This window comes from Streptomyces sp. NPDC056527, from assembly GCF_042794475.1.
Taxonomy (GTDB): Bacteria; Actinomycetota; Actinomycetes; order Streptomycetales; family Streptomycetaceae; genus Streptomyces.
The window spans coordinates 19,322-46,314 of the sequence record NZ_JBHTTQ010000026.1 but is presented as its reverse complement, the minus strand read 5'-3'; the positions used below and the strand labels follow the sequence as shown (position 1 = coordinate 46,314).

Below are 26,993 nucleotides of genomic sequence, written 5' to 3'. Positions count from 1 at the left end.
GGGGGGGGGGGGGGGGGGGGGCGCGGATACCCGCTGGGTGTGCGCCCCCCCCCCTCGGTTTCAAACCCGGGCCGCCGGGGGGGGCCCCCCCCCCCCCGGCGGGCCCGGGCGCCCACGGAGGTATAGGGGGCATCCCCTAAGGGCAGGTTGAGGGTTCCGATGGAACCCTCGGCCTGCCCGTTCCGTTTACCGTGGAAGAACGACAACCGAGGGAACTCGACCCACGCCGGAGGGGCGGACATGGAAGCCGCGATTGTGATCATGGCTCTGCTCTTCTTCGCCTTCGTGGCGCTGGGGGTCTACGCGACCGTGAAGGTGGTCAAGGCCGCCAAGCGCGGTGTCGACCGCACGATCAACCAGGCCCGGCGCACGGTCGAGGACACGACTCTGCGCGCCAAGAGCTACGGGCAGGGCGGGGTCGCCGGTGAGCTGGCCCAGCTGCGGCTCTCGCTGCGCACGTCGATGCGCGCGACCCAGGACGCCCTGCAGGCGGGCGTCGCCGAGGACGCCTCGCTCAGGGAGTCCCTCGACCTCTTCCGCCGGCTGAGCGCCCACGGCCAGGAGCTGGACGAGGACCTCAAGCGCCTGGAGCGGGAGCCGGACCGCTCGCGGGTCGCCGGACAGCTCACCGACCTGCGGGCGCGGACCGAGCAGATCACGCAGTCCGCGGACTCGCTCCGCTGGGCGGCCAGGGACCGCGCGCGGAAGTTCGCGGAGGACGACCTGTCCTCGCTGAGCCAGCAGATCGACGTGGAGGCGGGCGCGCTGCGGCACTGGTCGGAGCCCGCCGCGCAGGACTCCGCGCCGGGCGACTTCTCGTGGCCCGACGCCGGCGCCGCCGCCCCGGGAGCCGAGCGGGGGCAGGTGTGGCCCGCGGAGGCGGAGGCCGGTCCGCGCCCCGATGCGCAGGCCGCCGGGGCCCAGGCCCAGGGGCAGCAGGAGCCGCCGCCGGCGATCACGGCGCGCGATCCGCGCCTTGCCGCGTATCCGTGGGAGAAGTCGGCGCGGCCCGAGACCACCAACTGACACCGCCGATCCGCCCCGCGGGGCGCGCGGCCGACGTGCCGGGGTTCAGGCGGGCCGACGCGCCGGCTCAGGCCGTGTCCGCCCGGCGGTCGCGGGTGTGGCAGGGCGTTGCCGTGGCCGGTGAGGGAGGGCGCGGGGCCGGCGAGGGCGGTCCGGACGATCACCGAGCGAGGGCCGGGCTGCCATGCGGCGGCCTCGGCAGGTAACCTCCCGCTCATGTCCCGGCATGTCGCGATCGTCACCGATTCCACGGCCTACCTGCCACCCCAGGCGATGGAGCGGCACAGCATCACCGCGGTCCCGCTCACCGTCGTCATCGGCGACCAGGCCCTCGAGGAGGGGACCGAGATCTCGGCCCGCTCACTGGCCCAGGCGCTCCAGAAGCGACGGTCCGTGACCACCTCACGGCCGAGCCCCGACGTCTTCGCGGAGACCTACCGCGCGGCCGCAGAGGCGGGCGCGCGGGGCGTCGTCTCGCTGCATCTCTCCGCCGAGTTCTCCGGTACGTACGATGCCGCCGTGCTGGCGGCCAAGGGCGCCCCCATCCCGGTCCGCGTGGTCGACACCAGGATGGTGGGGATGGCGCTCGGCTTCTGCGCGCTCGCGGCGGCCGAGGCCGCGGACGCGGGCGGATCCCTCGACGAGGCGGTCGCCGCCGCGGAGAAGCGGGCGGCCGGAACCTCCGCGTTCTTCTACGTCGACACCCTGGACTATCTCCGCAGGGGCGGGCGGATCGGTGCCGCGCAGGCCCTGCTCGGCTCCGCGCTCGCGGTGAAGCCGCTGCTCCAGCTCGACGGGGGACGGATCGATCTGCGGGAGAAGGTGCGGACGGCCTCGAAGGCGATCGCCCGCCTCGAGGAGATCGCGGTGGAACGGGCGGGTTCCGGCGCGGTGGACATCGCGGTGCACCATCTCTCCGCGCCCGAGCGGGCCGCCGTCCTCGCCGACCGGCTGCGGGAACGGGTGCCGGGCATCGCCGAGCTGCAGGTCAGCGAAGTGGGCGCGGTGATCGGCGCGCACACGGGCCCCGGGCTGCTCGCCGTCGTGGTCTCGCCCCGCTGACGCGTTCGATCCCTCGTGTGAGTGACGGGTTTTTCCACAACTGAGCACTCATCCACGGAAATTGAGGCGTCTGAGCGGGTTCGGACAGATGTGCCTACCGTCCTGTCCATGGCTCTTCACACAGACACCGCAGCAGGCAACACCGCACGCACGGACGAGGCGGCACGGAGCGCGACGACGTCGGCGGCCACGTCCTCGGTGAGGAGGACGAGTGCGTCCAGCGGTCCTGGCCGCGGGCCCGGTTCGGACGGGAGGACCCGCGTCGGCGGGCGGGGATCGCCTCCTGGGCGGGCGCGGGGACGGGCGCGCGGGAGACGCGCGGTCGCGGCGAACGGTGCCGCCGTACGACGACGAGGCGAGGCGCTCTTCCCCTCCGCGGCCGCGCCCGCCGAGCCCGCACCGGCCGGGGAATGGGGCACGTCGGAGGTCGCGGCTCCGCCCGGAGCGCGGGAAGCGGAAGCCGCGCCCGGGAGGTGGGAGCGGCTCAGGCTCGCGCTGAGCGACCGGCTGCCGGTATGGGTGCGGTCGAGGTGCGGCCTCGAACCGAGGACGCTGGCCGCGCTGGCCGTGGTCCTGATCGTGGCCGCGGGGTTCGCCGGACGCTACTTCTGGGCCGGGCGGCCGGAAGCCGTCCGGGCGCCGGAGATCGTGAGCGCCGCGCCGCTGCCGGAGAGCGGGGCGTCCGCCGTGGTGTCGGCGGAGCCGCCGGCCGCGGCACCACCACCTCCGCCGGAAGTCGTGGTCGATGTGAGCGGCAAGGTGCGACGGCCCGGGGTGCTGACCCTGCCCGGCGGATCGAGGGTCGCGGACGCGCTGCGCGCGGCCGGAGGGGTCAAGCCGGGCACCGACGTCACCGGACTCAACCGGGCCCGCGTCCTCATGGACGGCGAACAGGTCGTGGTCGGCCTGCCGGCGGTGCCGAACGCCCTCGGCCCGGGCGTGGGCGGGGGCGGCGCGGGCACGGCCGGTGTCCGAGCGGGGCCGCTGAGTCTGAACTCGGCGACCGTGGAGCAGCTGGACACGCTGCCCGGGGTCGGGCCCGTACTCGCGCAGCACATTGTCGACCACCGTCTGGAGCACGGCGGATTCCGGTCGGTCGCCGAGCTGCGCGAGGTCACCGGGATCGGCGAGCGGCGGTTCGCCGAACTCGCTCCGCTGGTGCGGCCATGAGCGAGCGCCGCGCGCCGCGCGGTGCGGACGAGGAGGGCCCTGCGGATCTTCGACTCGTGCCACCCGCTTTGGCGGCCTGGGGAGCGGCCGCGCTGGCGGTGGGCGCCACCGGGTGGTGGGTGGTCGCGGGCGTGCTCGCCTGTCTGGCGGGGGCGGCGATGCTGCCGACGGTGGTCCGAGGACGGCCCGGTGGGCGGCTGAGGGTCACCGCGATCGCGGCGGCGCTGCTCTGCGCCGCGGCCGGTGCCGCGTCGGGCGGGCTGCACGCGGCGGATCTGAGGCGTGGACCCCTACCGGGCCTCGCCGGGGAGTACGCCCGGGTGGGCGCGGAAGTGACGGTCACCTCCGATCCGCGACTGACCCGGCCCCGGGTCCGGGGCGATCGGACGGCGCCGGTCTCCGTCGTCCTGAACGGAGAGGTGAACCGCGTCGAGGCGCCCGGCGGAGCGGTCCACCGCATCAGGACACCGATCCTGGTGATCGTGCCCGCCGGCGACGCGCAGCGGGCGTGGCTTCGACTGCTGCCGTCGACCGCGCTGCGCCTGACGGGGCGGCTCGCGCCCCCGGCGCGGCCGGGGGACCGGATGGCGGCGGTGCTGCGGGTCGACGGGGCGGGGCCGCCACGGATCACGGGGGCTCCGAGCGCCGTGCAGCGCACGGCCGGGAGACTGAGGGCGGGGCTGCGGCGCGCCACGGAGGACCTCGAACCCGACGCCCGGGCCCTGCTGCCCGGACTGGTCGTCGGAGACACGTCCCGGATCGGTCCGGAGCTGAGCGACGCCTTCGAGGCGACCGACCTCACGCACCTTCTGGCAGTGTCAGGTTCCAATCTCACGGTCGTGTTGCTGCTCCTGGTCGGTCGGCCGGGAGCCGCGATGAGGGTCGAGCGCGGCGGGCTCGCGCCCCGGCTCGGCATCCCGCTGCGGTCCACCGCTCTGATCGGCGGAGCTCTCACACTCGCCTTCGTCATCGTCTGCCGGCCCGATCCGAGCGTGCTGCGGGCCGCGGCCTGCGGCCTCGTCGTTCTGCTCGCCATCGGTACCGGGCGCCGCAGATCCCTCATCCCCGCGCTCGCGGCGGCGGTGCTGATGCTCGTGCTCTACGACCCCTGGTTGGCGCGGAGTCATGGCTTCCTGCTCTCGGTCCTGGCCACCGGGGCGCTGCTCACCATCGCTCCGCGCTGGAGCGAGGCACTGCGGCGGCGCGGAGTGCCGGGCAGGCTCGCCGAGGCGCTGGCCGCCGCCCTGGCGGCGCAGGCGGTCTGCGCGCCCGTCGTGGCGGTCTTCGCGGCACGGGTGAGCCTGGTCGCGATCCCCGCCAACCTGCTGGCGGAGCCGGCCGTCGCCCCGGCCACGGTCCTCGGGTTCGCCGCGCTGGCCCTCGCCCCGGTCTGGCTGCCGGCGGCCGAGTCGGTCGCGGAGATCGCGGCCTGGCCCGCGGGGTGGATCGCGGGGGTGGCCCGCACCGGAGCGGCGCTGCCGGGTGCGGAGACGGACTGGCCGGGTGGCTGGTGGGGCGGGTTGCTGCTGGCGGGTCTCTTCGGTCTGGTGGTGCTTGGGGCGTGGGGGCTGCCGTACCGGCGGCGGATGGCCGCGGGCTGCGTCGCACTGCTGCTCCTCGCGGTGGTCAGGCCACCGCCGCTGACCCGGGTGGTCACCGGATGGCCGCCGCCGGGCTGGGTGTTCGCGATATGCCAGGTGGGCCAGGGTGACGCGACCGTGCTCGCGGCGGGCGGGGACGCGGCCGTGGTCGTGGACGCCGGGCCCGATCCGGCTCTGGTGGACCGCTGCCTCCATGACCTCGGGGTCCGCCGGATCCCCTTGGTGGTGCTGACCCACTTCCACGCGGACCATGTCGCCGGGCTGCCCGGGGTGTTGCGAGGGCGGTCGGTGGGGGCGATCCAGACGACGGGGCTCGAAGAGCCGCGGGGGCAGGCGGCGTTCGTGCGGCGGACGTCCACGGCGGCCGGGGTTCCGATGGTCCGGGCCGGGCCCGGGGAGCGGCGGCGCCTGGGCTCGTTGGAATGGCAGGTGCTGTGGCCGCGCGGGGCCCCCGGGGCGGTGGAGCCGGAGGCGTCAGAGCCGAACGACGCGAGCGTCACCCTGCTCGTGCGGACGACGGGCGGGCTGAGCCTGCTGCTGCTCGGCGACCTCGAACCTCCTGCCCAGCAGCGCCTGTTGAGGGCATACCCCGGGCTGGCGCCGGTGGACGTCCTCAAGGTCGCCCACCATGGCTCCGCGCATCAGGACCCCGGGCTGATACGTGCGGTCCGGCCACGGTTGGCGCTGGTGTCGACCGGGAGCGGGAACCCGTACGGGCACCCCTCGCCCCGGACGGTGGAGGCGCTGCGGGAGGGGGGTGCGGAGGTGCTGCGGACGGACCGGGACGGAGCGATCGCGGTGACCGGGGCGGGCCGGGATCTTGTGGCCGTGCCGACCGGGCGACGCTTGTAAAGAAATCCTTGTAAAGAAGTCTTTCTATAGATAGCTTTACATCATGGAGAAGCCGATGAAGCAAGGCGACGACGAGCAGCCCCGGAGTATCAGCCTCACGGACCCCCGCGCCCTGCGGGCCTACGCCCACCCGACACGGATGACGCTGGTCGGTCTGCTGCGGCGGAGCGGTCCCTTCACCGCCACCCGGGCCGCCGAACTCACCGGGGAATCGGTCGCCAGCTGCTCGTACCACCTGCGGATACTCGCGAAGTACGGCCTGGTGGAGGTGGCGCCCGGCGGGCGGGGGCGGGAGAAGCCGTGGCGCGCCACGGCCCGGTACACCGCCTGGCCGGGGGACAGCGAGGACGCCACGGTCGCGGAGGCGGCGGACGCGCTGAGCACCGCGGTGGCCGAGCGGTACTTCGAGCGGGTCCTGCGTGCCATGGAGGACCGGCACCGGCTGCCGCGGGAGTGGCGGGAGGCCGAGATGTTCGGCGACTCCCTGCTCTACCTCACGCCGGACGAGCTGGCCGCCCTCGGCCGGCGGGTCGACGACTTGCTGCGGCCGTACGAGGGCCGGGAGTCCGACGCATCGCTGCGGCCCGAAGGGGCCAGGCCCGTCAGCGTGCTGCGCATCGCGTACCTGGACCGTGAGATCCCCGACGAGATTCCCGAGCTTCATGACGGCGACAGCGAGAGGTGAGGAATGAGAATGGCGGAACGCATACCCGCGCTCCTGCGTGAGCGGTCCTTCCGGCGCTACTGGACCGGCCAGACCATCTCGCTCGTCGGGGACCAGATCTCCCTCATCGCGATCCCGCTCGCCGCCGTGCTCGTGCTCGGCGCCGACGCGGCGGAGATGGGCTGGCTCAAGACCGCCGAACTGCTGCCCGCGCTGCTGCTCAACCTTCCGCTGGGAGCCTGGGCCGACCGGCAGGCCCGCCGCCGGCGCGCCATGATCGCCGCCGACCTCGGGCGGGCGGCCCTGCTCCTGACGCTCCCGGCCGCGTACCTGCTCGACATGCTCACCCTGGGCCAGCTCTACGCGGTCGCCTTCGGGGTGGGCGCCCTGACGGTGCTCTTCGAGGCGTGCAACGTGACGCTGTTGGTGGCGCTGGTCCCGACCGAGCGCTATGTACAGGCGAACTCACTGGTCAACGGCAGCCGTTCGATGTCGTGGCTGGCGGGGCCAGGGGCGGGCGGTCTGCTCGTGCAGTTCCTCACCGCGCCCTTCGCCCTGCTCGCCGACGCCCTCACGTACCTGCTCTCGGCGGGCTACCTGGCCCGGATCGAGCCCGTGGAACCGCCGCCCTCCCCGGTCGCCAAGGGCCACTTCACCGAGGGCCTGCGCTGGGTCGTCCGCAACGAGTCCATGCGGGCGCTGTTCGCGGCCTCCGGGACGATCCAGTTCTTCAACTACATGTTCCACACCCTGTTCGTGCTCTACGCCACGACCGAACTCGGCCTGAGCGCGGGCGTGCTCGGCGCCGTCCTCGGCGCGGGGGCCGTCGGCGGGCTGATCGGAGCCGCGGCCAGCGGTGCGGTCGTACGCCGCTTCGGCATCGGCCCGTCCATCGTCGTCGGCTTCCTCGGCTTCACCGTGCCGCTGTTGTTGATACCGCTCGCGGAGGGGCCGACGCTCCTGGTGGTCGGCCTGCTGTTCACGGCCGAGTTCCTCTCGTGCGCGGCCGTCATGGTCGTCGACATCGCGGCCGGGTCTTTCCAGATGGCGCTGATACCCGACGTCGTCCGGGCCCGGGTGATGGGTGCCTACCGCACCCTCAACCACGGGTTCCGTCCGGTGGGTGCGCTGGTCGGGGGCCTGCTCGGCGCGGCCGTCGGGCTGCGGCCGACACTGTGGGTCGCCACCGCAGGAGCCGTACTCGCCGTGCTGTGGCTGCTGCCCTCGCCGCTGCCGCGGACCCGTGAACTACCCGCGCCGGCGCAGGATCCGGTGCCCGCGGCCTGAGGCCGACGGGAGAGGAGCGCAGGTCAGACCAGCCACTCGCCGTCGCGCATCAGCTCCCGCTCGGGCAGTTCGTTCACCTCGCGCCAGGCCTTCACCGACCTGAGGGTGACCCGGAGGTATACCCAGGCGGACCGGTCGCGGGGATCCCAGGCCAGCTTGGTCGCGAAGGCATCGGCGGATGCCTTCGGCAGGTCGGAGCCCTCCACCTTCTCGGCCGTTCCCTCGATCAGGACCACGTCACGCGTGTGGCCGAGGCTGAGGCGGACCTCGCCGCTCGGGGTGAGGTTGCGGGCCGTGGGGTTGTTCCGCTTCGTGCAGAGCAGCAGGGTTCCCTCGTCGAGCCGGCCGTCCTGCGCGTCGGTGTCCCAGACGAAGGACAGCGGCACCAGGCACGGTTCGTCGTGGGCGGACGCGGTCGCGGCCCAGAGGTCCTCGTCCTGCTGAAGCCTGGTGAGGACGTGCTGCTTGCGTTCGGCGCGGGGGCGGGGCGGTTCAAGATCGCTCATGGCTCGCACGGTAGCGGCGGGGACCGGACCAGCACCTCGGGCAACGGGCCTAGGACCAGAGCCTCATGGGTGATCGGACGGAGGCCCGGCACACTCTCGGTATGAGCCCGGCACACTCTCGGCATGACTACTGAAACCCAGCCGGTCCCGGACGCGGTCGTCGACGCCTATCTGCACCGCATCGGAGCCACGCGCCCGCAACGCCCCGACCTGGCGGCCCTGCGCGATCTGCAGCTGCGGCACCTGAGAACGGTTCCCTTCGAGAACCTGTCGATCCACCTCGGCGAGGACATCGTCCTGGAGGAGAAGCCGCTGCTCGACAAGGTGGTCGGAGCCCGCAGGGGCGGGTTCTGCTACGAGATCAACGCCACCTTCGCCGTCCTCCTGCGCGAACTCGGCTACACCGTCACGCTTCTTCAGGGGCGCGGCTTCGGCCCGGGCGGCCGACTGGGCATCCCGTACGACCACATGGCAGTGCTGGTGGAACTGGACGGGGAACGGTGGCTCGCGGACGTCGGGTTCGGCGACCACAGCCACTTCCCGCTCGCGCTGGACGAGCGGGGCGATCAGACGGATCCGGGCGGTACGTTCCGTATCGCCGAGACCGAGGACGGCGATCTGGACGTGCTGCGGAACGGCAAACCGCACCTTCGGCTGGAGACGCGGTCGCGCGTGCTCGGCGACTTCACGGCGGGCGCCTGGTACCACCGCACCTCCCCGGACTCGCACTTCACCCGGTCCCTCATCTGCTCCCGGCTCACCGAGGAGGGCCGGATCACCCTCAGCGGCCTGAAGTTGGTCACGCACGCGAACGGCGAGCGGACCGAGAGGATGCTGGAGCGCGAGGAGGAGGTGCGGGCGGTGTACCGCGACCGGTTCGGCATCGAGCTCAGCGAGCTGCCCGTGCCTCCGGCGCGGTCCGCGCGGACCGCGGAAGCCGCGGGTGCCTCGTAGGCGTGACCCCGGTCACGGGGCCTCCAGCCAGCCTTCGTACTCGGCGGCCAGCGCGTCCAGTGCCGCCGAGTCGAGCCGGCCCTGCGGGTCCTCGACGACCACCAGCCACTGCGCGTCCTCGGCGTCGTCCTCGCCCGCCAGCGCGTCCCGTACGAGCTGAGGCTCCTCGGCGACGGCGAAGCGGGCGGGCAGTTCTTCGGCGACCTCCTCGGCGGCGTCGCGGTCGGGCAGTACCAGTACGTGTCGTTCGCTCACCCCGCCATTCTCGGGCATGGCTGTCAGTGGCCCGTGGGATGCTGGGAAGCGATGGCCACCAGGAAGAATTCGACCGACGACGTCCTCGCCCCCGTCACGCTCGCCGTGGGCCAGGAGGACCTGCTCCTCGACCGCGCCGTCCAGGAGGTGGTGGCGGCCGCCAGGGCAGCCGACGCCGACACGGACGTACGGGACCTCACCTCCGATCAGCTCCAGCCCGGGACGCTGGCGGAGCTGACGAGCCCTTCGCTCTTCTCCGAGCGCAAGGTCCTGGTCGTGCGGAACGCGCAGGATCTGTCCGCGGACACGATCAAGGACGTCAAGGCGTACCTCGACGCGCCCTTCGAGGAGATCACCCTCGTCCTGCTCCACGCGGGCGGCGCCAAGGGCAAGGGGCTCCTGGACGCGGCGCGGAAGGCGGGCGCGCGGGAGGTGGCCTGCCCGAAGACGACGAAGCCGGCGGAGCGGCTGACGTTCGTACGGCAGGAGTTCCGGGCGCTGGGGCGTTCGGCGACGCCCGAGGCGTGCCAGGCGCTGGTCGACTCGATCGGCAGCGACCTGCGGGAGCTGGCGTCGGCGGTGTCGCAGCTGACGGCGGACGTCGAGGGCACGATCGACGAGGCGGTCGTCGGGCGGTACTACACGGGGCGGGCCGAGGCGTCGTCGTTCAATGTCGCGGACCGCGCGGTGGAGGGGCGGGCGGCGGAGGCCCTGGAGGCGCTGCGCTGGTCGCTGTCGACCGGCGTCCCGGCGGTCCTGATCACGAGCGCGCTCGCGCAGGGCGTGCGGGCGATCGGCAAGCTGTCGTCCGCGCGGGGCGGGCGGCCGGCCGATCTCGCGCGGGAGCTGGGGATGCCGCCGTGGAAGATCGACCGCGTGCGACAGCAGATGCGGGGCTGGACGCCGGACGGGGTCTCGCTGGCGCTGCGGGCGGTGGCGGAGGCGGACGCGGGCGTGAAGGGCGGGGGGGACGACCCGGAGTACGCGCTGGAGAAGGCGGTTGTCGCGGTGGCGCGGGCGGCGCGGTTGCGGCGGTAGCCGCGGGTCGGTGGGGGCGCGGTTGATCCCCCACCCCGCCCCTACCCGAAACCCTGCCGGGGGCTGGCGGCGGTCGGCCGAGGACCAGAGACTCCGCCCCGCGACCAGCGGCAGCGTCACACCACACCGGCGGCACGTGGCTCCGCCGGGGTGCAGTGGCTTCCCCGGGTCCGTGAGCCCGGCCGGCTGGGAATGGTTTCCGGGGCGTTCCACGACGAAGGCCCCGCGTTCTCCTGGGGAAGGAGGGCGCGGGGCCTTGTCGTACGGCTGGTGGGCTCGTACACGCGTGGCGAACGCGTGTCGCGTACGAGTCCGGGGGCCGGTTGGGAGCGGGAGAGAGGGCCCGCTGGGTCCCGTCCGGCGTTACATCAGAGGGCTCAGCCCTGCAGAGCGGCAACCTTGGTGGCCAGCGCCGACTTCTTGTTGGCGGCGGCGTTCTTGTGGATGACGCCCTTCGAGACAGCCTTGTCGAGCGCGCGGGAGGCGGCGCGAGAAGCCACGACGGCCTTCTCGACGTCACCCGCGGCGACGGCCTCGCGGGCCTTGCGGATCGCGGTCTTGAGCGAGGACTTGACGGCCTTGTTGCGCAGGCGCGCCTTCTCGTTCGTCTTGTTCCGCTTGATCTGGGACTTGATGTTCGCCACGAAAAGAGCCTTTTCAGGTTCGGTGTTGTTTCTGAGGTGTGCCTCTTCGCTGAGAGGGCGTACGAGACACAGCTGTCCACGATATCAGGGGGTCTAACCTCTGCCCAAACCGAGCGGAGCCGCTCACTCATGGGACCATGGAGCCTACGTATCGATCCGACCATCGCCCCGAGACGAGACCCTGCGTGCCCGCGACTCCTACCAACGTGCCCGAGCCGAGCCGTACCGACCCGGCGCTGATCCGCAACTTCTGCATCATCGCGCACATCGACCACGGCAAGTCCACGCTTGCCGACCGGATGCTCCAGCTGACCGGGGTGGTCGACCAGCGGCAGATGCGTGCCCAGTATCTCGACCGGATGGACATCGAGCGCGAGCGCGGCATCACGATCAAGTCCCAGGCGGTCCGTCTTCCCTGGGCGCCCACCGAGGGCGCGGGCCAGGGCAAGACCCACATCCTCAACATGATCGACACCCCCGGGCACGTCGACTTCACCTACGAGGTCTCGCGGTCCCTGGCGGCCTGCGAGGGCACGGTCCTCCTCGTCGACGCGGCCCAGGGCATCGAGGCGCAGACCCTCGCGAACCTGTACCTCGCGATGGAGAACGACCTCACGATCGTTCCCGTGCTGAACAAGATCGACCTGCCCGCCGCGCAGCCGGAGAAGTTCTCCGAGGAGCTCGCCAACCTCATCGGCTGCCAGCCCGAGGACGTGCTCAAGGTCTCCGCCAAGACGGGTCTCGGTGTCGAGGCGCTGCTCGACCGGGTCGTCGAGAGCGTGCCGGCCCCCGTCGGCGTCGCCGACGCCCCCGCCCGCGCGATGATCTTCGACTCCGTCTACGACTCCTACCGCGGTGTCGTGACGTACGTCCGTGTCGTCGACGGCAAGCTCAACAAGCGCGAGCGCATCAAGATGATGTCGACCGGCGCCACCCACGAGCTGCTCGAGATCGGTGTCTCGTCCCCGGAGATGACGCCGTCCGACGGTCTCGGCGTCGGCGAGGTCGGCTACCTCATCACCGGTGTGAAGGACGTCCGCCAGTCCAAGGTCGGTGACACGATCACCTCCCTGAGCAAGGGCGCCACGGAGGCGCTCGGCGGCTACAAGGACCCCAAGCCGATGGTGTTCTCGGGCCTCTACCCGCTGGACGGCTCGGAGTACCCGGACCTGCGTGACGCGCTCGACAAACTGCAGCTCAACGACGCCGCGCTGGTCTACGAGCCGGAGACCTCCGCGGCCCTCGGCTTCGGCTTCCGCGTCGGCTTCCTCGGTCTGCTGCACCTGGACGTCATCCGGGAGCGGCTGGAGCGAGAGTTCGGTCTCGACCTGATCGCCACCGCCCCCAACGTGGTCTACCGCGTGGTCATGGAGGACGGCAGCGAGCACACGGTCACCAACCCGAGCGAGTTCCCCGAAGGCAAGATCAACGACGTCTTCGAGCCCGTCGTGCGCGCCACGATCCTCGCCCCGAGCGAGTTCATCGGCGCGATCATGGAGCTCTGCCAGACCCGCCGCGGCACGCTGCTCGGCATGGACTACCTCTCCGAGGACCGGGTGGAGATCCGCTACACCCTCCCCCTCGCCGAGATCGTCTTCGACTTCTTCGACCAGCTGAAGTCCAAGACGCGCGGTTACGCCTCCCTCGACTACGAGCCCACCGGCGAGCAGGCCTCCAGCCTGGTCAAGGTCGACATCCTGCTGCACGGCGACAAGGTGGACGCCTTCTCGGCGGTCACCCACAAGGACGCGGCGTACGCGTACGGCGTGCGGCTCGTCGCCAAGCTGCGCGAGCTCATCCCGCGGCAGGCCTTCGAGGTGCCGATCCAGGCCGCGATCGGCTCCCGGGTGATCGCCCGCGAGACCATCCGCGCCATCCGCAAGGACGTCCTCGCCAAGTGCTACGGCGGTGACATCTCCCGTAAGCGGAAGCTGCTGGAGAAGCAGAAGGAAGGCAAGAAGCGGATGAAGATGGTCGGCTCCGTGGAGGTCCCGCAGGAGGCCTTCATCGCCGTGCTGTCGAGCGATGACTCCGCGGGCGGCAAGTCCAAGAAGTGATCGTCAGTAATCGGCCAATCAGCTGACAGATACATCGAACGGGCTCACGTGCGAACAGCGCGGGGCCCGTTCGTTATGAACCGGGTATGAAGAGGCGGCCCGCAGCCTCTTACGCGCCGGACCCCGGCGCCTTACTCTGATCGCGGCTCGTAGGTTACTCGCCAGTTAGCACGCAGGAACGCACCGCCAGAACGCACCGCCGCCGCCCGGAGGACGTCGTGAGCGACACACAGACCCTGATCGAGAACCGGCCGCCCTCCGTGGCGACCCTCTTCCTTGAGCGCGTCGCGCGGACTCCCGACGCGGAGGCCTATCGCTACCCGGTCCCGTCGGCTTCCGGCCAGGGACCGGACGACTGGAAGTCGCTCAGCTGGGAGCAGGCCGCCGAGCGGGTCTACGCCATCGCGGCCGGACTGGTCGACCTGGGCGTCCAGGCGGAGGAGCGGGTCGCGCTGGCCTCCTCCACCCGGGTGGAGTGGATCCTCGCCGACCTCGGCGTGATGTGCGCGGGTGCCGCCGTCACCACCGTCTACCCGCAGACCAACGCCGAGGAGTCGGCGTTCATCCTCTCCGACTCCGATTCCGTGGTGCTGATCGCGGAGGACGCGGCCCAGGTCGCCAAGGCCGTCGAGCGCCGCGCCGACCTGCCGAACCTCCACCACGTCGTGGTCATCGACGCCACCGGCGTCGAGACCGACGACTGGGTCCTGAGCCTCGCCGACCTGGAGAAGCGCGGCAAGGCGTACCTGGATAAGAACACCGAGGCCGTCAAGGAGCGGGTGGCCGCGATCACCGCGGACCAGCTCGCCACCCTCATCTACACCTCGGGCACCACCGGCCGCCCCAAGGGCGTCCGCCTCCCGCACGACAACTGGTCGTACATGGCCAAGGCCATCGCGGCGACCGGACTGGTCACCAAGGACGACGTCCAGTACCTCTGGCTGCCGCTCGCGCACGTCTTCGGCAAGGTGCTGACCTCCGGCCAGATCGAGGTCGGGCACGTCACGGCCGTCGACGGCCGCGTCGACAAGATCATCGAGAACCTGCCGGTCGTCCAGCCGACCTACATGGCCGCCGTGCCGCGCATCTTCGAGAAGGTCTACAACGGAGTCGCCGCCAAGGCCCGTGCCGGTGGCGGCGCCAAGTACAAGATCTTCCAGTGGGCGGCCGGCGTGGCCCGCGAGTACGCCAAGGTCAGCCAGGACAACTTCCGCCGCACCGGCACCGCCGCCACCCCCTTCGGGCTCACGGCCAAGCACAAGGTCGCGGACGCGCTCGTCTACTCCAAGCTCCGTGACGCCTTCGGCGGCCGGCTCCGCGCCGCGGTCTCCGGCTCCGCCGCCCTCTCGCCCGAGATCGGCTACTTCTTCGCCGGCGCCGGCATCCACATCCTGGAGGGCTACGGCCTGACGGAGACCAGCGCGGCCTCCTTCGTCAACCCGGGCGAGGCCTACCGCACGGGCACCGTCGGCAAGCCGCTCCCCGGCTGCGAGGTCCGCATCGCCGACGACGGCGAGATCCTGCTCCGCGGCCCCGGCGTGATGGAGGGCTACCACGGCCTGCCCGAGAAGACGGCGGAGGTCCTGGAGTCCGACGGCTGGTTCCACACCGGCGACATCGGCGAGCTGTCGGCCGACGGCTACCTCCGGATCACGGACCGCAAGAAGGACCTGATCAAGACGTCCGGCGGCAAGTACATCGCCCCGGCCGAGGTCGAGGGTCAGTTCAAGGCCGTCTGCCCGTTCGTCTCCAACATCCTGGTCCACGGCGCCGACCGGAACTACTGCACGGCGCTGATCGCCCTCGACGAGCCCACCATCATCGGCTGGGCCGCCGAGAACGACCTCGGCGGCAAGTCGTACGCCGAGATCGTCGCCGCCCCGCAGACCGAGAAGCTGATCCAGGGCTACGTCGACCGCCTCAACGAGGGGCTCCAGCGCTGGCAGACGATCAAGAAGTTCCGTCTGCTGCCGCGCGACCTCGACATCGAGCACGGCGAGCTGACGCCGTCGCTGAAGCTGAAGCGGCCGGTGGTGGAGCGCACGTACAAGGAGCTCATCGAGGAGATGTACGCGGGCTCGCGGGAGGCCTGACGCGGCCCTGACGGGCTCTGACGACGCCTGATCGGGGTGTGGGGGTCGGCCGGCGGGATCGGCCGACCCCTTCGTCCACAGGCGCGGAGGGTTACCTCGGGCAGTACGGGACAATGGGCTCATGCCTTCCGTACTGCCCGATGGTGAGCCCATGCCCGAGGACGGGGCGCTGCCCGCCCACGCCCTGGAAGGGGCCGGGGACCGGCCGCTCGGGTTCTATCTGCACGTGCCGTACTGCGCCACGCGGTGCGGCTACTGCGACTTCAACACGTACACCGCGAGCGAGCTGCGCGGTGCCGGTGGCGTGCTCGCCTCCCGGGACAACTACGCCGGGCAGGTCGTGGAGGAGATACGCCTCGCCCGCAAGGTGCTCGGCGACGACCCGCGGCCGGTGCGGACCGTCTTCGTGGGCGGGGGCACGCCGACGCTGCTCGCCGCCGGGGATCTCGTACGGATGCTGGGGGCGATCCGGGACGAGTTCGGGCTCGCGGACGACGCCGAGGTGACGACCGAGGCGAACCCGGAGTCGGTGGATCCGGCGTATCTGGCCGAGCTGCGGGCCGGGGGCTTCAACCGGATCTCGTTCGGGATGCAGAGCGCCCGGCAGCACGTCCTGAAGGTCCTGGACCGTACGCACACGCCCGGGCGGCCCGAGGCATGCGTCGCCGAGGCACGGGCCGCGGGCTTCGAGCACGTCAACCTCGATCTGATCTACGGCACGCCCGGAGAGTCCGACGACGACTGGCGTGCGTCGCTGGAGGCGGCGATCGGCGCCGGGCCCGACCACGTCAGCGCGTACGCGCTGATCGTGGAGGAGGGGACGCAGCTGGCGCGACGGATCCGGCGCGGCGAGGTGCCGATGACGGACGACGACGTGCACGCCGACCGGTACCTGATCGCGGACTCCGTCTTCGCGGAGGCCGGATTCGAGTGGTACGAGGTGTCGAACTGGGCGACCTCGGAGGCCGGGCGCTGTCTGCACAACGAGCTGTACTGGCGCGGCGCCGACTGGTGGGGCGCGGGGCCGGGGGCGCACTCGCACGTCGGGGGCGTGCGGTGGTGGAACGTGAAGCACCCGGGCGCGTACGCGGCGGCGCTGACCTCCGGGAGGTCTCCTGGTGCGGGGCGCGAGGTCCTCTCCGCGGAGGACCGGCGCGTGGAGCGCGTGCTGCTCGAACTCCGTCTCCGGGAGGGTGTGGAGCTGGAGCTCCTGCGCCCGGCCGGGCTGGCCGCGGCGCGCAAGGCACTGGCGGACGGGCTGCTGGCGGCGGAGCCGTACGCGGCCGGCCGGGCGGTCCTGACGCTGCGGGGGCGGTTGCTGGCCGACGCGGTGGTCCGGGACCTGGTGGACTAGGCGTCCGCGCCCGCGGGGGCGGGCGCGGTCGTTCTGGGCGCCGCCCCCGACGAGGGGCCTGTGAGGGCGCCGCCCCCGTCGGGGTCGTGCCCACCCCCCGGACTTCCGGGGGTACCCCCACCGCCCCAGCGGAACAGTTGCCCACGACGGGTACGGGTGGGTGGGGGCGTACGGGGGGCTCTCCGGGTCTCGTTCTACGGCGCCGTCACGAAGTCGATCAGTTCTTCCACGCGGCCCAGCAGCGACGGTTCCAGGTCCTTGTACGAGCGGACCTTCGACAAGATGTGCTGCCAGGCCGCGCCCGTGTTGTCCGGCCAGCCCAGGGCTCGGCAGACGCCCGTCTTCCAGTCCTGGCCCCGCGGGATCACCGGCCACGCCGGGATGCCCACCGACGACGGCTTCACCGCCTCCCAGACGTCGATGTACGGGTGGCCGACGATCAGGACGTCCGGGGACGACACCTGGGCCGCGATGCGGGACTCCTTCGAGCCCGGAACCAGGTGGTCGACCAGGATGCCCAGGCGCGCGTCCGCCGCCGGGGCGAAGTCCGCGACGATGGCCGGGAGGTCGTCGATGCCCTCCAGGTACTCCACCACCACGCCCTCGATGCGCAGGTCGTCGCCCCAGACTCGTTCCACCAGCTCGGCGTCGTGGCGGCCCTCCACATAGATCCGGCCCGCCCGTGCCACCCGGGCCCGTGCGCCCGGGACCGCGATCGAGCCAGAGGCCGTGCGGTTCGGGCGGGTCGGAGCGGCTGACGGGCGGGTCAGGGTCACCACCTTGCCCTCCAGCAGGAAGGCCCTCGGTTCCAGCGGGAACACCCGGTGCTTGCCGAAGCGGTCCTCCAGGGTCACCGTGCCCGCCTCGCAGCGGATCACCGCCCCGCAGAAGCCCGTCGAGACCTCCTCGACGACGAGGTCCACCTCCGCCGGCACCTCGGGCACGGGCGCGGATCGCTTCCAAGGGGGCGTCAGGTCCGGGTTGTAGCTGCGCATTCGGGCGACGTTATGCGACGGAGAAGCGTCGTGCCAGCTCATCCCGCTGGCGCCGTACGAACGCCGCGTCCACCACCGCCCCGTGCCCCGGCACGTACACCGCGTCCTCCCCGCCCAGCGCCAGCAGCCGGTCCAGCGCCGCCGGCCAGCGCGAGCCGATCGCGTCCCGGCCCGCCTGCGGCTCGCCCGACTCCTCCACCAGGTCACCGCAGAAGACGATCTCCGCCCCGTCGGCGTCGGGGACCAGGAGCGCCAGGTCGTGGCCCGAATGCCCCGGCCCGACATTGGCCAGCAGCACCTGCCGGCCGCCCAGATCCAGGGTCCACTCGCCCGACACCGTGTGGCGGGGGAGGACGAGGACGTCCACGGCCTCCGTCGCCGCCGACTCCTCGACCCCGTGACGCACCGCGGACACCCGCAGCGCCTCCCGCTCCCTCCGCAGCAGCTCGTCCAGGCCCACGGCCCCGTACACCTCCGCCGCCGCGAAGACCGCCGTGCCCAGAACATGGTCGAAATGGGGGTGGCTCAGTGCGATGTGCGTCACTCTCCGGCCGCCCGAAAGTGCCTCCGCCTGTGCCCGCAACTCCGCGCCCTCGGCGAGCGTGGAGCCCGTGTCGTACAGCAGGACGCCCTTCTCCCCGAGCACCAGGCCCACCGTGGCGTCCCAGCCGGGCAGCCGCCGCCTGCCGACCCCGTTCCCGAGCCGCTCCCAGCCGTACTCTTCCCAATCGACATCCATACGGCGACGCTATCTGCTACGACCCGGCGACCCGGCCTCCTTGCCAGGAGCGATGCCCGCCGCCGTACACTGGCCGGGGGATTCCTGGCACTCGAACAGGGCGAGTGCCAAAAGCGGAGCAAACCGATTCGACAGCTGGAGGTGTGCGCGATGCTCAGCGAACGCAGACTCGAGGTGCTGCGCGCCATCGTCCAGGACTATGTCGGGACGGAGGAGCCTGTCGGCTCCAAGGCGCTCACGGAGCGCCACAAGCTCGGCGTCTCGCCCGCCACCGTGCGCAACGACATGGCCGTCCTGGAGGACGAGGGCTACATCGCCCAGCCCCACACCAGTGCCGGACGCATCCCGACCGACAAGGGCTACCGCCTCTTCGTCGACAGGCTGGCCGGCGTGAAGCCGCTGTCGACGCCCGAGCGGCGCGCCATCCACAACTTCCTCGACGGCGCGGTCGACCTCGACGACGTCGTCGGGCGCACGGTCCGGCTGCTCGCGCAGCTGACCCGTCAGGTCGCCGTCGTGCAGTACCCGTCGCTGACCCGCTCGACGGTCCGGCACGTGGAGCTGCTCTCGCTCGCCCCCGCCCGTCTGATGCTCGTGCTGATCACGGACACCGGCCGGGTCGAGCAGCGGATGATCGACTGCCCCGCGCCGTTCGGCGAGACCTCGCTGGCCGACCTGCGGGCCCGGCTCAACAGCCGGGTCGTCGGCCGCCGGTTCGCGGACGTGCCGCAGCTGGTGCAGGATCTTCCGGAGTCGTTCGAGGAGACGGAGGACCGCGGCACGGTGTCGACGGTGCTCGCGACCCTCCTCGAAACCCTGGTGGAGGAGCACGAGGAGCGGCTGATGATCGGCGGCACCGCCAATCTCACCCGCTTCGGACATGACTTCCCCCTCACGATCAGGCCTGTGCTCGAGGCGCTGGAGGAGCAGGTCGTGCTCCTCAAGCTGCTCGGCGAGGCCAAGGACTCGGGCATGACCGTACGGATCGGGCACGAGAACGCCCACGAGGGGCTCACCTCCACGTCCGTCGTCGCGGTCGGCTACGGTTCGGGCGACGAGGCAGTCGCCAAACTCGGCGTGGTCGGACCGACCCGCATGGACTACCCCGGAACGATGGGAGCGGTACGCGCAGTGGCACGTTACGTCGGACAGATCCTGGCGGAGTCGTAAGTGGCCACGGACTACTACGCCGTACTCGGCGTACGCCGCGACGCGTCCCAGGACGAGATCAAGAAGGCATTCCGGCGGCTCGCACGCGAGCTGCACCCGGATGTCAATCCCGATCCGAAGACGCAGGAGCGCTTCAAGGAGATCAACGCCGCCTACGAGGTGTTGTCGGACCCGCAGAAGAAGCAGGTCTACGACCTCGGTGGCGACCCGCTGTCCGCGTCCGGCGGCGGCGGTGGAGCCGGTGGCTTCGGCCAGGGCGGCTTCGGGAACTTCTCGGACATCATGGACGCGTTCTTCGGTACGGCGTCGCAGCGCGGGCCGCGCTCGCGCACGCGCCGCGGCCAGGACGCCATGATCCGGCTGGAGATCGACCTCAACGAGGCCGCCTTCGGTACGACCAAGGACATCCAGGTCGACACGGCCGTCGTCTGTACGACGTGTTCGGGTGAGGGCGCCGCGCCCGGCACCTCCGCGCAGACCTGTGACATGTGTCGCGGTCGCGGCGAGGTCTCGCAGGTGACCCGGTCCTTCCTGGGCCAGGTCATGACCTCCCGTCCCTGCCCCCAGTGCCAGGGCTTCGGCACCGTCGTCCCGACCCCGTGCCCCGAGTGCGCGGGCGACGGACGGGTCCGCTCGCGCCGGACGCTGACCGTGAAGATTCCGGCCGGTGTCGACAACGGCACGCGCATCCAGCTCGCGGGCGAGGGCGAGGTCGGTCCGGGTGGCGGTCCGGCCGGTGACCTGTACGTCGAGATCCACGAGATCCCGCATGAGGTCTTCCAGCGTCGGGGCGACGACCTGCACTGCACGGTCACCATCCCGATGACGGCGGGCGCGCTCGGTACGAAGGTGCCGCTGCAGACGCTCGACGGCCTCGAGGAGGTCGACATCCGCCCGGGCACGCAGTCCGGCCAGTCGATCCCGCTGCACGGGCGCGGCATCACGCACCTGCGCGGTGGCGGTCGCGGCGACCTGATCGTGCACGTCGAGGTGCTGACGCCGTCGAAGCTCGACCCCGAGCAGGAGCGGCTGCTGCGGGAACTGGCGAAGCTGCGCGGCGAGGAGCGGCCGACGGGCCAGTTCCAGCCGGGGCAGCAGGGGCTGTTCTCGCGGCTGAAGGACGCGTTCAACGGCCGGTAGGACGAGTGTCGTGCCTGGAAGGGCGGCATCCGCGGGGAGCGGGTGCCGCCTTTCCGTATGGCACGATGCCCACATGTCCACCGCACTGAACGATCTCTCCCGGTACCCGATCGTGCAGGCCCCCATGGCGGGTGGCGCCTCCGGTCCTCAGCTCGTCGGGGCCGTGTGCGAGGCCGGCGGGCTCGGGTTCCTCGCCGGGGGGTACAAGACCGCCGGCGGGCTGTACCAGGAGATCAAGCAGGTGCGCGGGCTGACCGGGCAGCCCTTCGGCGTCAACCTCTTCATGCCGCAGAGCGGACAGCCCGCGGATTCCGCGGCCGTCGAGGTGTACCGCCACCAGCTCTCGGGCGAGGCCACCTGGTACGAGACGCAGCTCGGCGACCCGGACAGCGGGCGGGACGACGCGTACGACGCGAAGCTCGCGATCCTCCTGGAGGACCCGGTCCCGGTCGTCTCGTTCACCTTCGGCTGCCCCGGCCGCGACACGTTCGACGCGTTCTCCCGCGCCGGTACGTACACGATCGTCACCGTCACCTCGCCCGAGGAGGCGCAGGCCGCGCAGTGGGCCGGGGCCGACGCGGTCTGCGTGCAGGGCGTCGAGGCCGGCGGGCACCAGGGCACCCACCGCGACGACCCGGACGCCTCCGTCGCGGGCACCGGGCTCCTCACGCTCGTCACGCAGGTCCGGGAGACCGTTCAGCTGCCGCTCATCGCGACCGGCGGGATCATGCGCGGGGCGCAGATAGCCGCAGTCCTCGCCGCCGGGGCCGACGCGGCCCAGCTGGGCACCGCGTTCCTGGTGTGCCCCGAATCGGGCGCGCATGCCCTGCACAAGCAGGCCATGACGAACCCCCTCTTCGTCCGCACCGAGCTCACCCGCGCCTTCTCCGGGCGCCCGGCGCGCGGGCTCGTCAACCGTTTCATGCGTGAGCACGGGCCGTACGCCCCCGCCGCCTATCCCGAGATCCACCACCTCACCGCCCCCCTGCGCAAGGCCGCCGCCACCGCGGGCGACGCCCAGGGCATGGCCCTGTGGGCGGGCCAGGGGCACCGGCTGGCCCGCGAACTCCCGGCGGGGCAACTGGTCGAGGTGCTGGCCGCCGAACTCGACACCGCACTGACCGCGCAGGCCCACAGGAGCGCTTCATGACCGCACCCGTCTTCGTCGTCGAGGCCGTTCCCGGCCTCGGCTCCTTCCTCCTCGACGGCCCCGAGGGCCGTCACGCCGTCTCCGTGAAGCGGATGCGCGCGGGGGAGGAGCTCGTCCTGACGGACGGGCGGGGCGCGTCGGCCGACTGCGTGGTGCTCGCCGCCGAGGGCAAGGACCAGCTGACGGTCCAGGTCTCGGCCACACAGGTCGAGCCGGAGCCCGTGCCCCGTATCACCGTCGTCCAGGCGCTGCCCAAGGGCGACCGGGGCGAACTGGCCGTCGAGATCATGACGGAGACGGGCGTCGACGCGATCGTGCCCTGGGCCGCGTCCCGCTGCATCACCCAGTGGAAGGGCGAGCGCGGGCTGAAGGCCCTCGCCAAGTGGCGGGCGACCGCGCGCGAGGCCGGCAAGCAGTCGCGCCGTACCCGCTTCCCCGAGGTCGCCGACGCGATGACCACCAAGCAGGTGGCGGCGCTCCTCGCCGGTGCCGACTTCGCCGCCGTCCTGCACGAGGACCGGGACCACCCCAGCGGCGCGCTCGCGGACGCCCAACTCCCCGTCGAGGGCGAGATCGTGCTGATCGTCGGACCGGAAGGCGGCGTGTCGCCCGAGGAGTTGGCGGTCTTCGAGTCGGCGGGCGCGAAGCCGTACCGTCTGGGCCGCAGCGTGCTCCGTACCTCCACGGCCGGCACGGCGGCCACCGCGCTCCTCCTCGGGCGTACGGGCCGCTGGAGCTAGGCCGCCCCGCTCTCCTGCGCCACCAGCGCGTCGAACAGCGGCCAGCCGTCCGTCTCATGCATGCCGTGGGCCGTCGGAAGGAGGTCGCGGGCCGTGGCCTCGTCGAGGAACCGGCGTACCACGCCGGGCTCGTTGAGGTTGAGGTAGCCGTCCTTGGTGTCCGCGACCTGGCCCGCGCCCATGTACGCGCCCTGCGTCACACGGTTCGGGCCCTCCTGGAAGACCAGGCGCAGTTGGGCGTGGGGAGCGTCGGCGCGGCGCAGTGTCAGCAGCTCCCGGCAGGGTGGATGCAGATGCCCGACCGACCAGAGCCAGACCGTGTCGTCCACCGTCAGCCTGCGCGGTACGCGTTCTCGTCGTCCCATGGGCCCACGGTATGCCGGGAACCCGGTGGTCCGGCAACCAGGATTTCGGGAACCCGGTGGGCGCGGGCGGCGGGTCGGTTCATAGGCTGACCGCATGTCCGACGAGTCTCCCCTGATCCGTAGTCTGCGCGCAGCGGTCGCCGCCGCGCCCGAAGACGTGCCCCTGCGGCTCCACTTCGCCGAACTGCTCCTCGCCGAGGGCCGCGGGGACGAGGCCGTCACCGAGGCTGCCGTCGCGCTCCAGCACGCGCCGGGTGACGAGGCGGCACGTGCGTTGATGGTCCGCGCGATGGGACTGCCCGCCGTAGCCCCGGCAGCCCCGCAAGCCCCCACAGCGCCGCAAGCCCCCACGGCCCCGACGTCGACCCCCGGAGCCCCCTCGGCCCCCGGAGCCCCCTCGGCCCCCGGAGCCGCCTCGGCCCCCGGAGCCGCCTCGGCCCCCGGAGCCGCCTCGGCCCCTGGAACCGCTCCGGCCCCCGGAACCCCCACGGACCCGGCACCCCCCGGGAACCCGGCAGCCCCCGGGAACCCCGCCCGGCCCTCCGGCTTCGACTGGGACAAGGCCGAGCAGGAGGTCGGGGACCTCGTCGGGCCCCGGTTCGTCGAGAGCGGCAGCGGCGCCGGTGGTGATCTGGAACAGCCGCTGACCGCCGACGGCAGCGGCGACCCCGGGGACGCCTCCGCCTGGGACATCGACGCCCCCGGCTCCGTACGCCTCGCCGACGTCGGCGGGATGCAGGAGGTCAAGGACCGGCTGGAGGCCGCCTTCCTCGCCCCCATGCGCAACCCCGAACTCCGCAAGCTGTACGGCAAGTCCCTGCGCGGCGGCCTGCTGCTCTACGGTCCGCCGGGCTGCGGCAAGACGTTCATCGCCCGCGCCGTCGCCGGTGAGCTGGGCGCGAGCTTCATGTCGATCTCGCTCTCGGACATCCTGGACATGTACATCGGCTCGTCCGAGAAGAACGTCCACGACATCTTCGAGACCGCCCGCGCCCAGGCCCCCTGCGTCGTCTTCCTCGACGAGCTCGACGCTCTCGGAGCCAAGCGCTCCCGTACCCACCACAGCGGACTGCGCAACGTCGTCAATCAGCTCCTCACCGAGCTCGACGGCGTCGACGGGGCCGAGAACGAAGGCGTCTTCGTGCTCGCGGCCACCAACGTCCCCTGGGACGTGGACCTCGCGCTGCGCCGCCCCGGCCGCCTCGACCGCACCCTGCTCGTGCTGCCGCCCGACGCCCCGGCCCGCGAGGCGATCCTCCGCTACCACCTGCGCGAGCGCCCCATCGAATCGGTCGACCTCGGCAAACTCGTCAAGGCCACCGAGGACTTCTCCGGCGCCGACCTCGCCCATGTCTGCGAGACCGCGGCCGAGACGGCGCTCCTCGACTCCGCCCGCACCGGCACCGTACGCATGATCAACATGAAGGACCTGCTGGGCGCGGCGAAGCAGATCAAGCCGTCGAGCGAGTCCTGGTTCGCCTCCGCCCGCAACGTGGCGATGTTCGCCAACGACGGCGGCATGTACGACGACCTGGTCGCCTACCTGAAGAAGAAGCGGAAGCTGTGAGCCCTCATCCTCAGGTTCAACGGGCCAGCCTGCTCTACGAGATGGCGCGGGACGATGAGGCCTACGAGCTGATCGGCCGCCGCCTCGCCGAGGCCCCCGACGATCACCACGCGTGGTCCGTGCTGGGCCAGTGTCTGATCGGCCTGGGGCGGCCCTCGGAGGCCCTCGCCGCCGCCGTCGAGTCGCTGCGGCTCGAACCCCTGTACCTCGAGGCCCACTTCGTACGCGGTGTGGCGCTGCGCCATCTCGGGCGGCTGAAGGAGGCCGAGGCGGCCCAGCGTGAGGCGATCCGGATCGACCCGTACGCCTGGGGCCCGCGTCGGCACCTCGCCGAACTGCTCCTCGAACTGGTCCCGGAACGACCGGAGGAGGCACTGGAGCAGGCCCACGCGGCGGTGCGGGTCGGGCCGGACGCGACCTACACGTGGCAGACCATGTACAAGGTCGCCTCGTTCCACGAGCGGGCCGAGCTGGCCGACGAGGCCGTCCGGGAACTCATCCGCATCGACCCCACGCACTCCCTCGCGGTCACCGTGAGCACCGAGCGCGAGGCCGCCAGACCCGGCACGTCCGCCGCCGAGGCCGCCGACATGTACGCGAGCGGACTCGCCGCGGCCCCCGACTCCGACGCCCTGCGCACGAACCTCGACAAGGCCGTCTACCGGATGCTGCGCGGCACCCGCTGGCTCGCCCTGCTCTGTCTGGTGATGGCGGGCGTCACCCTCGACGTCTTCCCGACCGACGGCGAGGAGCCGAAGGAACTCCCGATCCACCTCGGCACCCGGCTCTGGGCGCTCGCACTGATGGCGGCCGTGTGGGGCTTCGGCGCCCTGCGCCGCTATCTGCGGATGCGCACCGGCGCGAAGCTGACCGTACGCGACCTCGTACGGCGGCTGTTCTGGCCCCGCGTGGTCCTCGGGCAGGCCGTCCTCGCCACGCTCTGCGCCCTGCTGATCGTCCTCGTGCCGTGGACCGACCGGACGATCCCCCAGGTCCTGTTCTGGCTCGGACTCGTGCCGAACCTGCTCAGCATCACCCATGACCGGGACAAGGTCTGATGAGCCGGCACTTGGACAGGGCCGACGCGCTCTTCGACGTCGGTCGGTACGAGCAGGCGGCCGCCGTCGTCGCCCAGCATCTGGCCACCGACCCGCAGGACGCCGCCGCGCTGGTCCTGCTGGCCCGCTGCAGGCACCGCCTGGGCCGCGAGCAGGAGGCGTTCGCCGCCGTCGAAGAGGCCCTGCGCGCCGAGCCCGACTCGCTGCCGGCCTGGCTGATGCGCACGCACATCCTGCTCGCGCTGGCGAGGTACGAGGAGGCGGAGCGGGCCGCCCGGCACTCCGTCGAACTCGCCCCGCAGTACTGGGGAAGCCACTACGCCCTCGGCACCGTCCTCGACCGGTCCGTCCGCACCGAGCGCCGGCGCGAGGCGTACGAAGCGGCCCGGACCGCCGTCGCTCTCGCCCCCGAGGAGAGCGACGCGCACTTCCTCGTCGGGCTCACCGCCCAGCGCACCGGCAACCACGACATCGCCAAGCAGGCCTACGAGACGGCTCTGCGGCTCGATCCGCAGAGCAGCGAGGCCCACAACAACCTCTCCCTGCTGCATCTGCGCCGCCGCTGGATGAGGCCCGGGTCCTGGACGAAGGCCGCCGAGGGCTTCGTCGAGTCCGCGGCCCTCGACATGAACGACCGACAGGCCCGCTACAACCTGGAGACCATGGCCTGGGGCACCGCCGCCGGAGCGCGCTGGGTGGCCCTGCTCGGCTTCGTGGCCGCCGCCATCGGCTCGGCGTCGCTGCGGACCGGCTCGTCGGGCGCCGAGGCCTTCGTCCCCTACGCGATCGGCGCGGTCGTCCTCGTCGGCGGCTGGGCCGGCTGGGCGGTCTGGATCACCCGGCGCGTACCCTCGCGGCTGCGCCGCCCCCTGCTCCTCGTGGCACGCAACTGCAGGCCCGTGCTGGCCATGGCGCTCGCCGTCGGACTGCTCGGTCTGCACTCGCTGGTCTCGATGGCGCTGTGGACGCTGGACGCGTCCGTCGTCGGGGCGCTCGGCTATCCGCTGTTCTGGATCGTGATCATCACCTACTGGGTCAGCCGCTCCGCCCTGCAGCGCCGCGCCCCCACGGCCGAGCGCGGCCGGTGACACGGCCGATACGATGCCCGGGTGACTGATCACCAAGGCGAGGAGGCCCGGGCCATGGCCGGAGAGCCGCAGAGCGACTGCCTGTTCTGCAAGATCGCGGAGGGGGAGGTCCCGGCGACGATCGTGCGCGAGACGGAGACGACCGTCGCCTTCCGGGACATCAACCCGCAGGCACCCACGCACGTGCTCGTCATCCCGCGCGTCCACTACCCCGACGCCGCCACGCTCGCCACCGCGGCGCCGACCATCGCCGCCGACGTGCTGCGCGAGGCCGGCGAGATCGCCGCGCAGGAGAAGGTCGACGGCAGCGGCTTCCGGGTCGTCTTCAACACCGGGGCCGGCGCCGGCCAGACCGTCTTCCACGCCCACGCGCACGTCCTCGGCGGCCGCGGTCTCAACTGGCCCCCCGGATAAAGAC

25 protein-coding genes are annotated in these 26,993 nt (G+C 72.2%); 19 read left to right on the top strand and 6 right to left on the bottom strand.

Annotation, left to right across the window (positions count from 1 at the left end):
* The first annotated feature begins 240 nt into the window (after positions 1-240).
* From ACFQ7Q_RS15875 to ACFQ7Q_RS15850, 6 genes are all read left to right on the top strand, one after another.
* Entirely contained in the window at positions 241-1,026 is a 786-nt protein-coding gene (locus ACFQ7Q_RS15875) for a hypothetical protein (RefSeq protein WP_383554823.1), read from the top strand.
* A 216-nt stretch (positions 1,027-1,242) separates the two neighbouring features.
* Entirely contained in the window at positions 1,243-2,088 is an 846-nt protein-coding gene (locus ACFQ7Q_RS15870) for a DegV family protein (protein ID WP_383554820.1), read from the top strand.
* A 108-nt stretch (positions 2,089-2,196) separates the two neighbouring features.
* Entirely contained in the window at positions 2,197-3,258 is a 1,062-nt protein-coding gene (locus tag ACFQ7Q_RS15865) for a helix-hairpin-helix domain-containing protein (RefSeq protein WP_383554818.1), read from the top strand.
* Positions 3,255-5,711, top strand: a complete 2,457-nt coding sequence (locus tag ACFQ7Q_RS15860; protein ID WP_383554815.1) for a ComEC/Rec2 family competence protein — start codon at positions 3,255-3,257, stop codon at positions 5,709-5,711. The genes ACFQ7Q_RS15865 and ACFQ7Q_RS15860 overlap by 4 nt, the downstream gene beginning before the upstream one ends.
* Before the next feature lie 43 nt (positions 5,712-5,754).
* Positions 5,755-6,396, top strand: coding sequence for a winged helix-turn-helix domain-containing protein (locus ACFQ7Q_RS15855; protein WP_383554812.1), 642 nt, complete (start codon positions 5,755-5,757; stop codon positions 6,394-6,396).
* Positions 6,397-6,405: 9 nt separating this feature from the next.
* On the top strand, positions 6,406-7,662 hold the full coding sequence (locus ACFQ7Q_RS15850; protein WP_383554809.1) for an MFS transporter: 1,257 nt from the start codon (positions 6,406-6,408) through the stop codon (positions 7,660-7,662).
* A 23-nt stretch (positions 7,663-7,685) separates the two neighbouring features.
* Here the strand turns inward: ACFQ7Q_RS15850 and ACFQ7Q_RS15845 are convergent, their stop codons facing one another.
* Positions 7,686-8,168 carry a pyridoxamine 5'-phosphate oxidase family protein gene (locus ACFQ7Q_RS15845; RefSeq protein ID WP_383554806.1) on the bottom strand — a complete coding sequence of 161 codons (483 nt, stop codon included), beginning with the start codon at positions 8,166-8,168 and terminating at the stop codon, positions 7,686-7,688.
* A 123-nt stretch (positions 8,169-8,291) separates the two neighbouring features.
* On the opposite strand from ACFQ7Q_RS15845, the gene ACFQ7Q_RS15840 reads away from it, so the two are divergent.
* A complete protein-coding gene (locus ACFQ7Q_RS15840; RefSeq protein WP_383554804.1) occupies positions 8,292-9,122 on the top strand; it encodes an arylamine N-acetyltransferase in 831 nt (276 codons plus the stop codon).
* A 12-nt stretch (positions 9,123-9,134) separates the two neighbouring features.
* Here the strand turns inward: ACFQ7Q_RS15840 and ACFQ7Q_RS15835 are convergent, their stop codons facing one another.
* Positions 9,135-9,395, bottom strand: coding sequence for a hypothetical protein (locus tag ACFQ7Q_RS15835; RefSeq protein ID WP_383554802.1), 261 nt, complete (start codon positions 9,393-9,395; stop codon positions 9,135-9,137).
* Between the two features lie 33 nt (positions 9,396-9,428).
* Between ACFQ7Q_RS15835 and holA the strand changes: the two genes are divergently transcribed.
* A complete protein-coding gene (gene holA, locus ACFQ7Q_RS15830) occupies positions 9,429-10,415 on the top strand; it encodes a DNA polymerase III subunit delta (protein WP_383554799.1) in 987 nt (328 codons plus the stop codon).
* 377 nt (positions 10,416-10,792) lie between these two features.
* Here the strand turns inward: holA and rpsT are convergent, their stop codons facing one another.
* Complete coding sequence (rpsT, locus tag ACFQ7Q_RS15825; protein WP_137989361.1) at positions 10,793-11,059, bottom strand: 30S ribosomal protein S20; 267 nt, start codon at positions 11,057-11,059, stop codon at positions 10,793-10,795.
* Positions 11,060-11,244: 185 nt separating this feature from the next.
* On the opposite strand from rpsT, the gene lepA reads away from it, so the two are divergent.
* The 3 genes from lepA (at position 11,245) to hemW (ending at position 16,563) form a co-directional block, all read left to right on the top strand.
* A complete protein-coding gene (lepA, locus tag ACFQ7Q_RS15820; protein ID WP_383554796.1) occupies positions 11,245-13,116 on the top strand; it encodes a translation elongation factor 4 in 1,872 nt (623 codons plus the stop codon).
* 218 nt (positions 13,117-13,334) lie between these two features.
* A complete protein-coding gene (locus ACFQ7Q_RS15815; RefSeq protein WP_383554793.1) occupies positions 13,335-15,209 on the top strand; it encodes an AMP-dependent synthetase/ligase in 1,875 nt (624 codons plus the stop codon).
* Between the two features lie 121 nt (positions 15,210-15,330).
* Positions 15,331-16,563: a radical SAM family heme chaperone HemW gene (hemW, locus tag ACFQ7Q_RS15810; RefSeq protein WP_383554790.1), complete on the top strand. Its 1,233-nt coding sequence runs from the start codon at positions 15,331-15,333 to the stop codon at positions 16,561-16,563.
* Between the two features lie 194 nt (positions 16,564-16,757).
* On the opposite strand, the gene ACFQ7Q_RS15805 is transcribed toward hemW, so the two are convergent.
* Entirely contained in the window at positions 16,758-17,558 is an 801-nt protein-coding gene (locus ACFQ7Q_RS15805) for a DUF3097 domain-containing protein (protein ID WP_383554787.1), read from the bottom strand.
* Between the two features lie 10 nt (positions 17,559-17,568).
* Positions 17,569-18,297, bottom strand: coding sequence for an MBL fold metallo-hydrolase (locus ACFQ7Q_RS15800; protein ID WP_383554784.1), 729 nt, complete (start codon positions 18,295-18,297; stop codon positions 17,569-17,571).
* Positions 18,298-18,447: 150 nt separating this feature from the next.
* On the opposite strand from ACFQ7Q_RS15800, the gene hrcA reads away from it, so the two are divergent.
* The 4 genes from hrcA to ACFQ7Q_RS15780 all read left to right on the top strand — a co-directional run bounded on the left by hrcA (position 18,448) and on the right by ACFQ7Q_RS15780 (position 22,497).
* On the top strand, positions 18,448-19,467 hold the full coding sequence (gene hrcA, locus ACFQ7Q_RS15795) for a heat-inducible transcriptional repressor HrcA (protein ID WP_137989367.1): 1,020 nt from the start codon (positions 18,448-18,450) through the stop codon (positions 19,465-19,467).
* Positions 19,468-20,607 carry a molecular chaperone DnaJ gene (dnaJ, locus tag ACFQ7Q_RS15790; protein ID WP_376433719.1) on the top strand — a complete coding sequence of 380 codons (1,140 nt, stop codon included), beginning with the start codon at positions 19,468-19,470 and terminating at the stop codon, positions 20,605-20,607.
* Between the two features lie 73 nt (positions 20,608-20,680).
* Positions 20,681-21,757 carry a nitronate monooxygenase gene (locus ACFQ7Q_RS15785; protein WP_383554780.1) on the top strand — a complete coding sequence of 359 codons (1,077 nt, stop codon included), beginning with the start codon at positions 20,681-20,683 and terminating at the stop codon, positions 21,755-21,757.
* Positions 21,754-22,497, top strand: coding sequence for a 16S rRNA (uracil(1498)-N(3))-methyltransferase (locus tag ACFQ7Q_RS15780; protein ID WP_383554777.1), 744 nt, complete (start codon positions 21,754-21,756; stop codon positions 22,495-22,497). Before ACFQ7Q_RS15785 ends, ACFQ7Q_RS15780 begins: the two co-directional genes overlap by 4 nt.
* Here the strand turns inward: ACFQ7Q_RS15780 and ACFQ7Q_RS15775 are convergent.
* Positions 22,494-22,862: a hypothetical protein gene (locus ACFQ7Q_RS15775; RefSeq protein ID WP_383554774.1), complete on the bottom strand. Its 369-nt coding sequence runs from the start codon at positions 22,860-22,862 to the stop codon at positions 22,494-22,496. The two genes, ACFQ7Q_RS15780 and ACFQ7Q_RS15775, sit on opposite strands and share 4 nt — an antisense overlap.
* A 94-nt stretch (positions 22,863-22,956) precedes the next feature.
* Here ACFQ7Q_RS15775 and ACFQ7Q_RS15770 point away from each other — a divergent pair, with 94 nt between their 5' ends.
* From ACFQ7Q_RS15770 to ACFQ7Q_RS15755, 4 genes are read left to right on the top strand one after another with little or no spacing between them, the layout of a single operon-like run.
* Positions 22,957-24,429, top strand: a complete 1,473-nt coding sequence (locus tag ACFQ7Q_RS15770) for an AAA family ATPase (RefSeq protein ID WP_383554772.1) — start codon at positions 22,957-22,959, stop codon at positions 24,427-24,429.
* On the top strand, positions 24,426-25,487 hold the full coding sequence (locus ACFQ7Q_RS15765; protein WP_383554769.1) for a tetratricopeptide repeat protein: 1,062 nt from the start codon (positions 24,426-24,428) through the stop codon (positions 25,485-25,487). The genes ACFQ7Q_RS15770 and ACFQ7Q_RS15765 overlap by 4 nt, the downstream gene beginning before the upstream one ends.
* On the top strand, positions 25,487-26,575 hold the full coding sequence (locus ACFQ7Q_RS15760; RefSeq protein WP_383554767.1) for a tetratricopeptide repeat protein: 1,089 nt from the start codon (positions 25,487-25,489) through the stop codon (positions 26,573-26,575). The genes ACFQ7Q_RS15765 and ACFQ7Q_RS15760 overlap by 1 nt, the downstream gene beginning before the upstream one ends.
* A 54-nt stretch (positions 26,576-26,629) precedes the next feature.
* A complete protein-coding gene (locus ACFQ7Q_RS15755; protein ID WP_383554873.1) occupies positions 26,630-26,989 on the top strand; it encodes a histidine triad nucleotide-binding protein in 360 nt (119 codons plus the stop codon).
* The last annotated feature ends 4 nt before the right edge of the window (positions 26,990-26,993 follow it).

Excerpts from the sequence above, each read along its gene's own strand:
- ACFQ7Q_RS15875 (WP_383554823.1), top strand. The coding sequence starts at position 241 with ATGGAAGCCGCGATTGTGATCATGGCTCTGCTCTTCTTCGCCTTCGTG.
- ACFQ7Q_RS15870 (WP_383554820.1), top strand. The coding sequence starts at position 1,243 with ATGTCCCGGCATGTCGCGATCGTCACCGATTCCACGGCCTACCTGCCA.
- ACFQ7Q_RS15865 (WP_383554818.1), top strand. The coding sequence starts at position 2,197 with ATGGCTCTTCACACAGACACCGCAGCAGGCAACACCGCACGCACGGAC.
- ACFQ7Q_RS15860 (WP_383554815.1), top strand. The coding sequence starts at position 3,255 with ATGAGCGAGCGCCGCGCGCCGCGCGGTGCGGACGAGGAGGGCCCTGCG.
- ACFQ7Q_RS15855 (WP_383554812.1), top strand. The coding sequence starts at position 5,755 with ATGGAGAAGCCGATGAAGCAAGGCGACGACGAGCAGCCCCGGAGTATC.
- ACFQ7Q_RS15850 (WP_383554809.1), top strand. The coding sequence starts at position 6,406 with ATGGCGGAACGCATACCCGCGCTCCTGCGTGAGCGGTCCTTCCGGCGC.
- ACFQ7Q_RS15845 (WP_383554806.1), bottom strand. The coding sequence starts at position 8,168 with ATGAGCGATCTTGAACCGCCCCGCCCCCGCGCCGAACGCAAGCAGCAC.
- ACFQ7Q_RS15840 (WP_383554804.1), top strand. The coding sequence starts at position 8,292 with ATGACTACTGAAACCCAGCCGGTCCCGGACGCGGTCGTCGACGCCTAT.
- ACFQ7Q_RS15835 (WP_383554802.1), bottom strand. The coding sequence starts at position 9,395 with ATGCCCGAGAATGGCGGGGTGAGCGAACGACACGTACTGGTACTGCCC.
- holA (WP_383554799.1), top strand. The coding sequence starts at position 9,429 with ATGGCCACCAGGAAGAATTCGACCGACGACGTCCTCGCCCCCGTCACG.
- hemW (WP_383554790.1), top strand. The coding sequence starts at position 15,331 with ATGCCTTCCGTACTGCCCGATGGTGAGCCCATGCCCGAGGACGGGGCG.
- ACFQ7Q_RS15805 (WP_383554787.1), bottom strand. The coding sequence starts at position 17,558 with ATGCGCAGCTACAACCCGGACCTGACGCCCCCTTGGAAGCGATCCGCG.
- ACFQ7Q_RS15800 (WP_383554784.1), bottom strand. The coding sequence starts at position 18,297 with ATGGATGTCGATTGGGAAGAGTACGGCTGGGAGCGGCTCGGGAACGGG.
- hrcA (WP_137989367.1), top strand. The coding sequence starts at position 18,448 with ATGCTCAGCGAACGCAGACTCGAGGTGCTGCGCGCCATCGTCCAGGAC.
- ACFQ7Q_RS15785 (WP_383554780.1), top strand. The coding sequence starts at position 20,681 with ATGTCCACCGCACTGAACGATCTCTCCCGGTACCCGATCGTGCAGGCC.
- ACFQ7Q_RS15780 (WP_383554777.1), top strand. The coding sequence starts at position 21,754 with ATGACCGCACCCGTCTTCGTCGTCGAGGCCGTTCCCGGCCTCGGCTCC.
- ACFQ7Q_RS15775 (WP_383554774.1), bottom strand. The coding sequence starts at position 22,862 with ATGGGACGACGAGAACGCGTACCGCGCAGGCTGACGGTGGACGACACG.
- ACFQ7Q_RS15770 (WP_383554772.1), top strand. The coding sequence starts at position 22,957 with ATGTCCGACGAGTCTCCCCTGATCCGTAGTCTGCGCGCAGCGGTCGCC.
- ACFQ7Q_RS15760 (WP_383554767.1), top strand. The coding sequence starts at position 25,487 with ATGAGCCGGCACTTGGACAGGGCCGACGCGCTCTTCGACGTCGGTCGG.
- ACFQ7Q_RS15755 (WP_383554873.1), top strand. The coding sequence starts at position 26,630 with ATGGCCGGAGAGCCGCAGAGCGACTGCCTGTTCTGCAAGATCGCGGAG.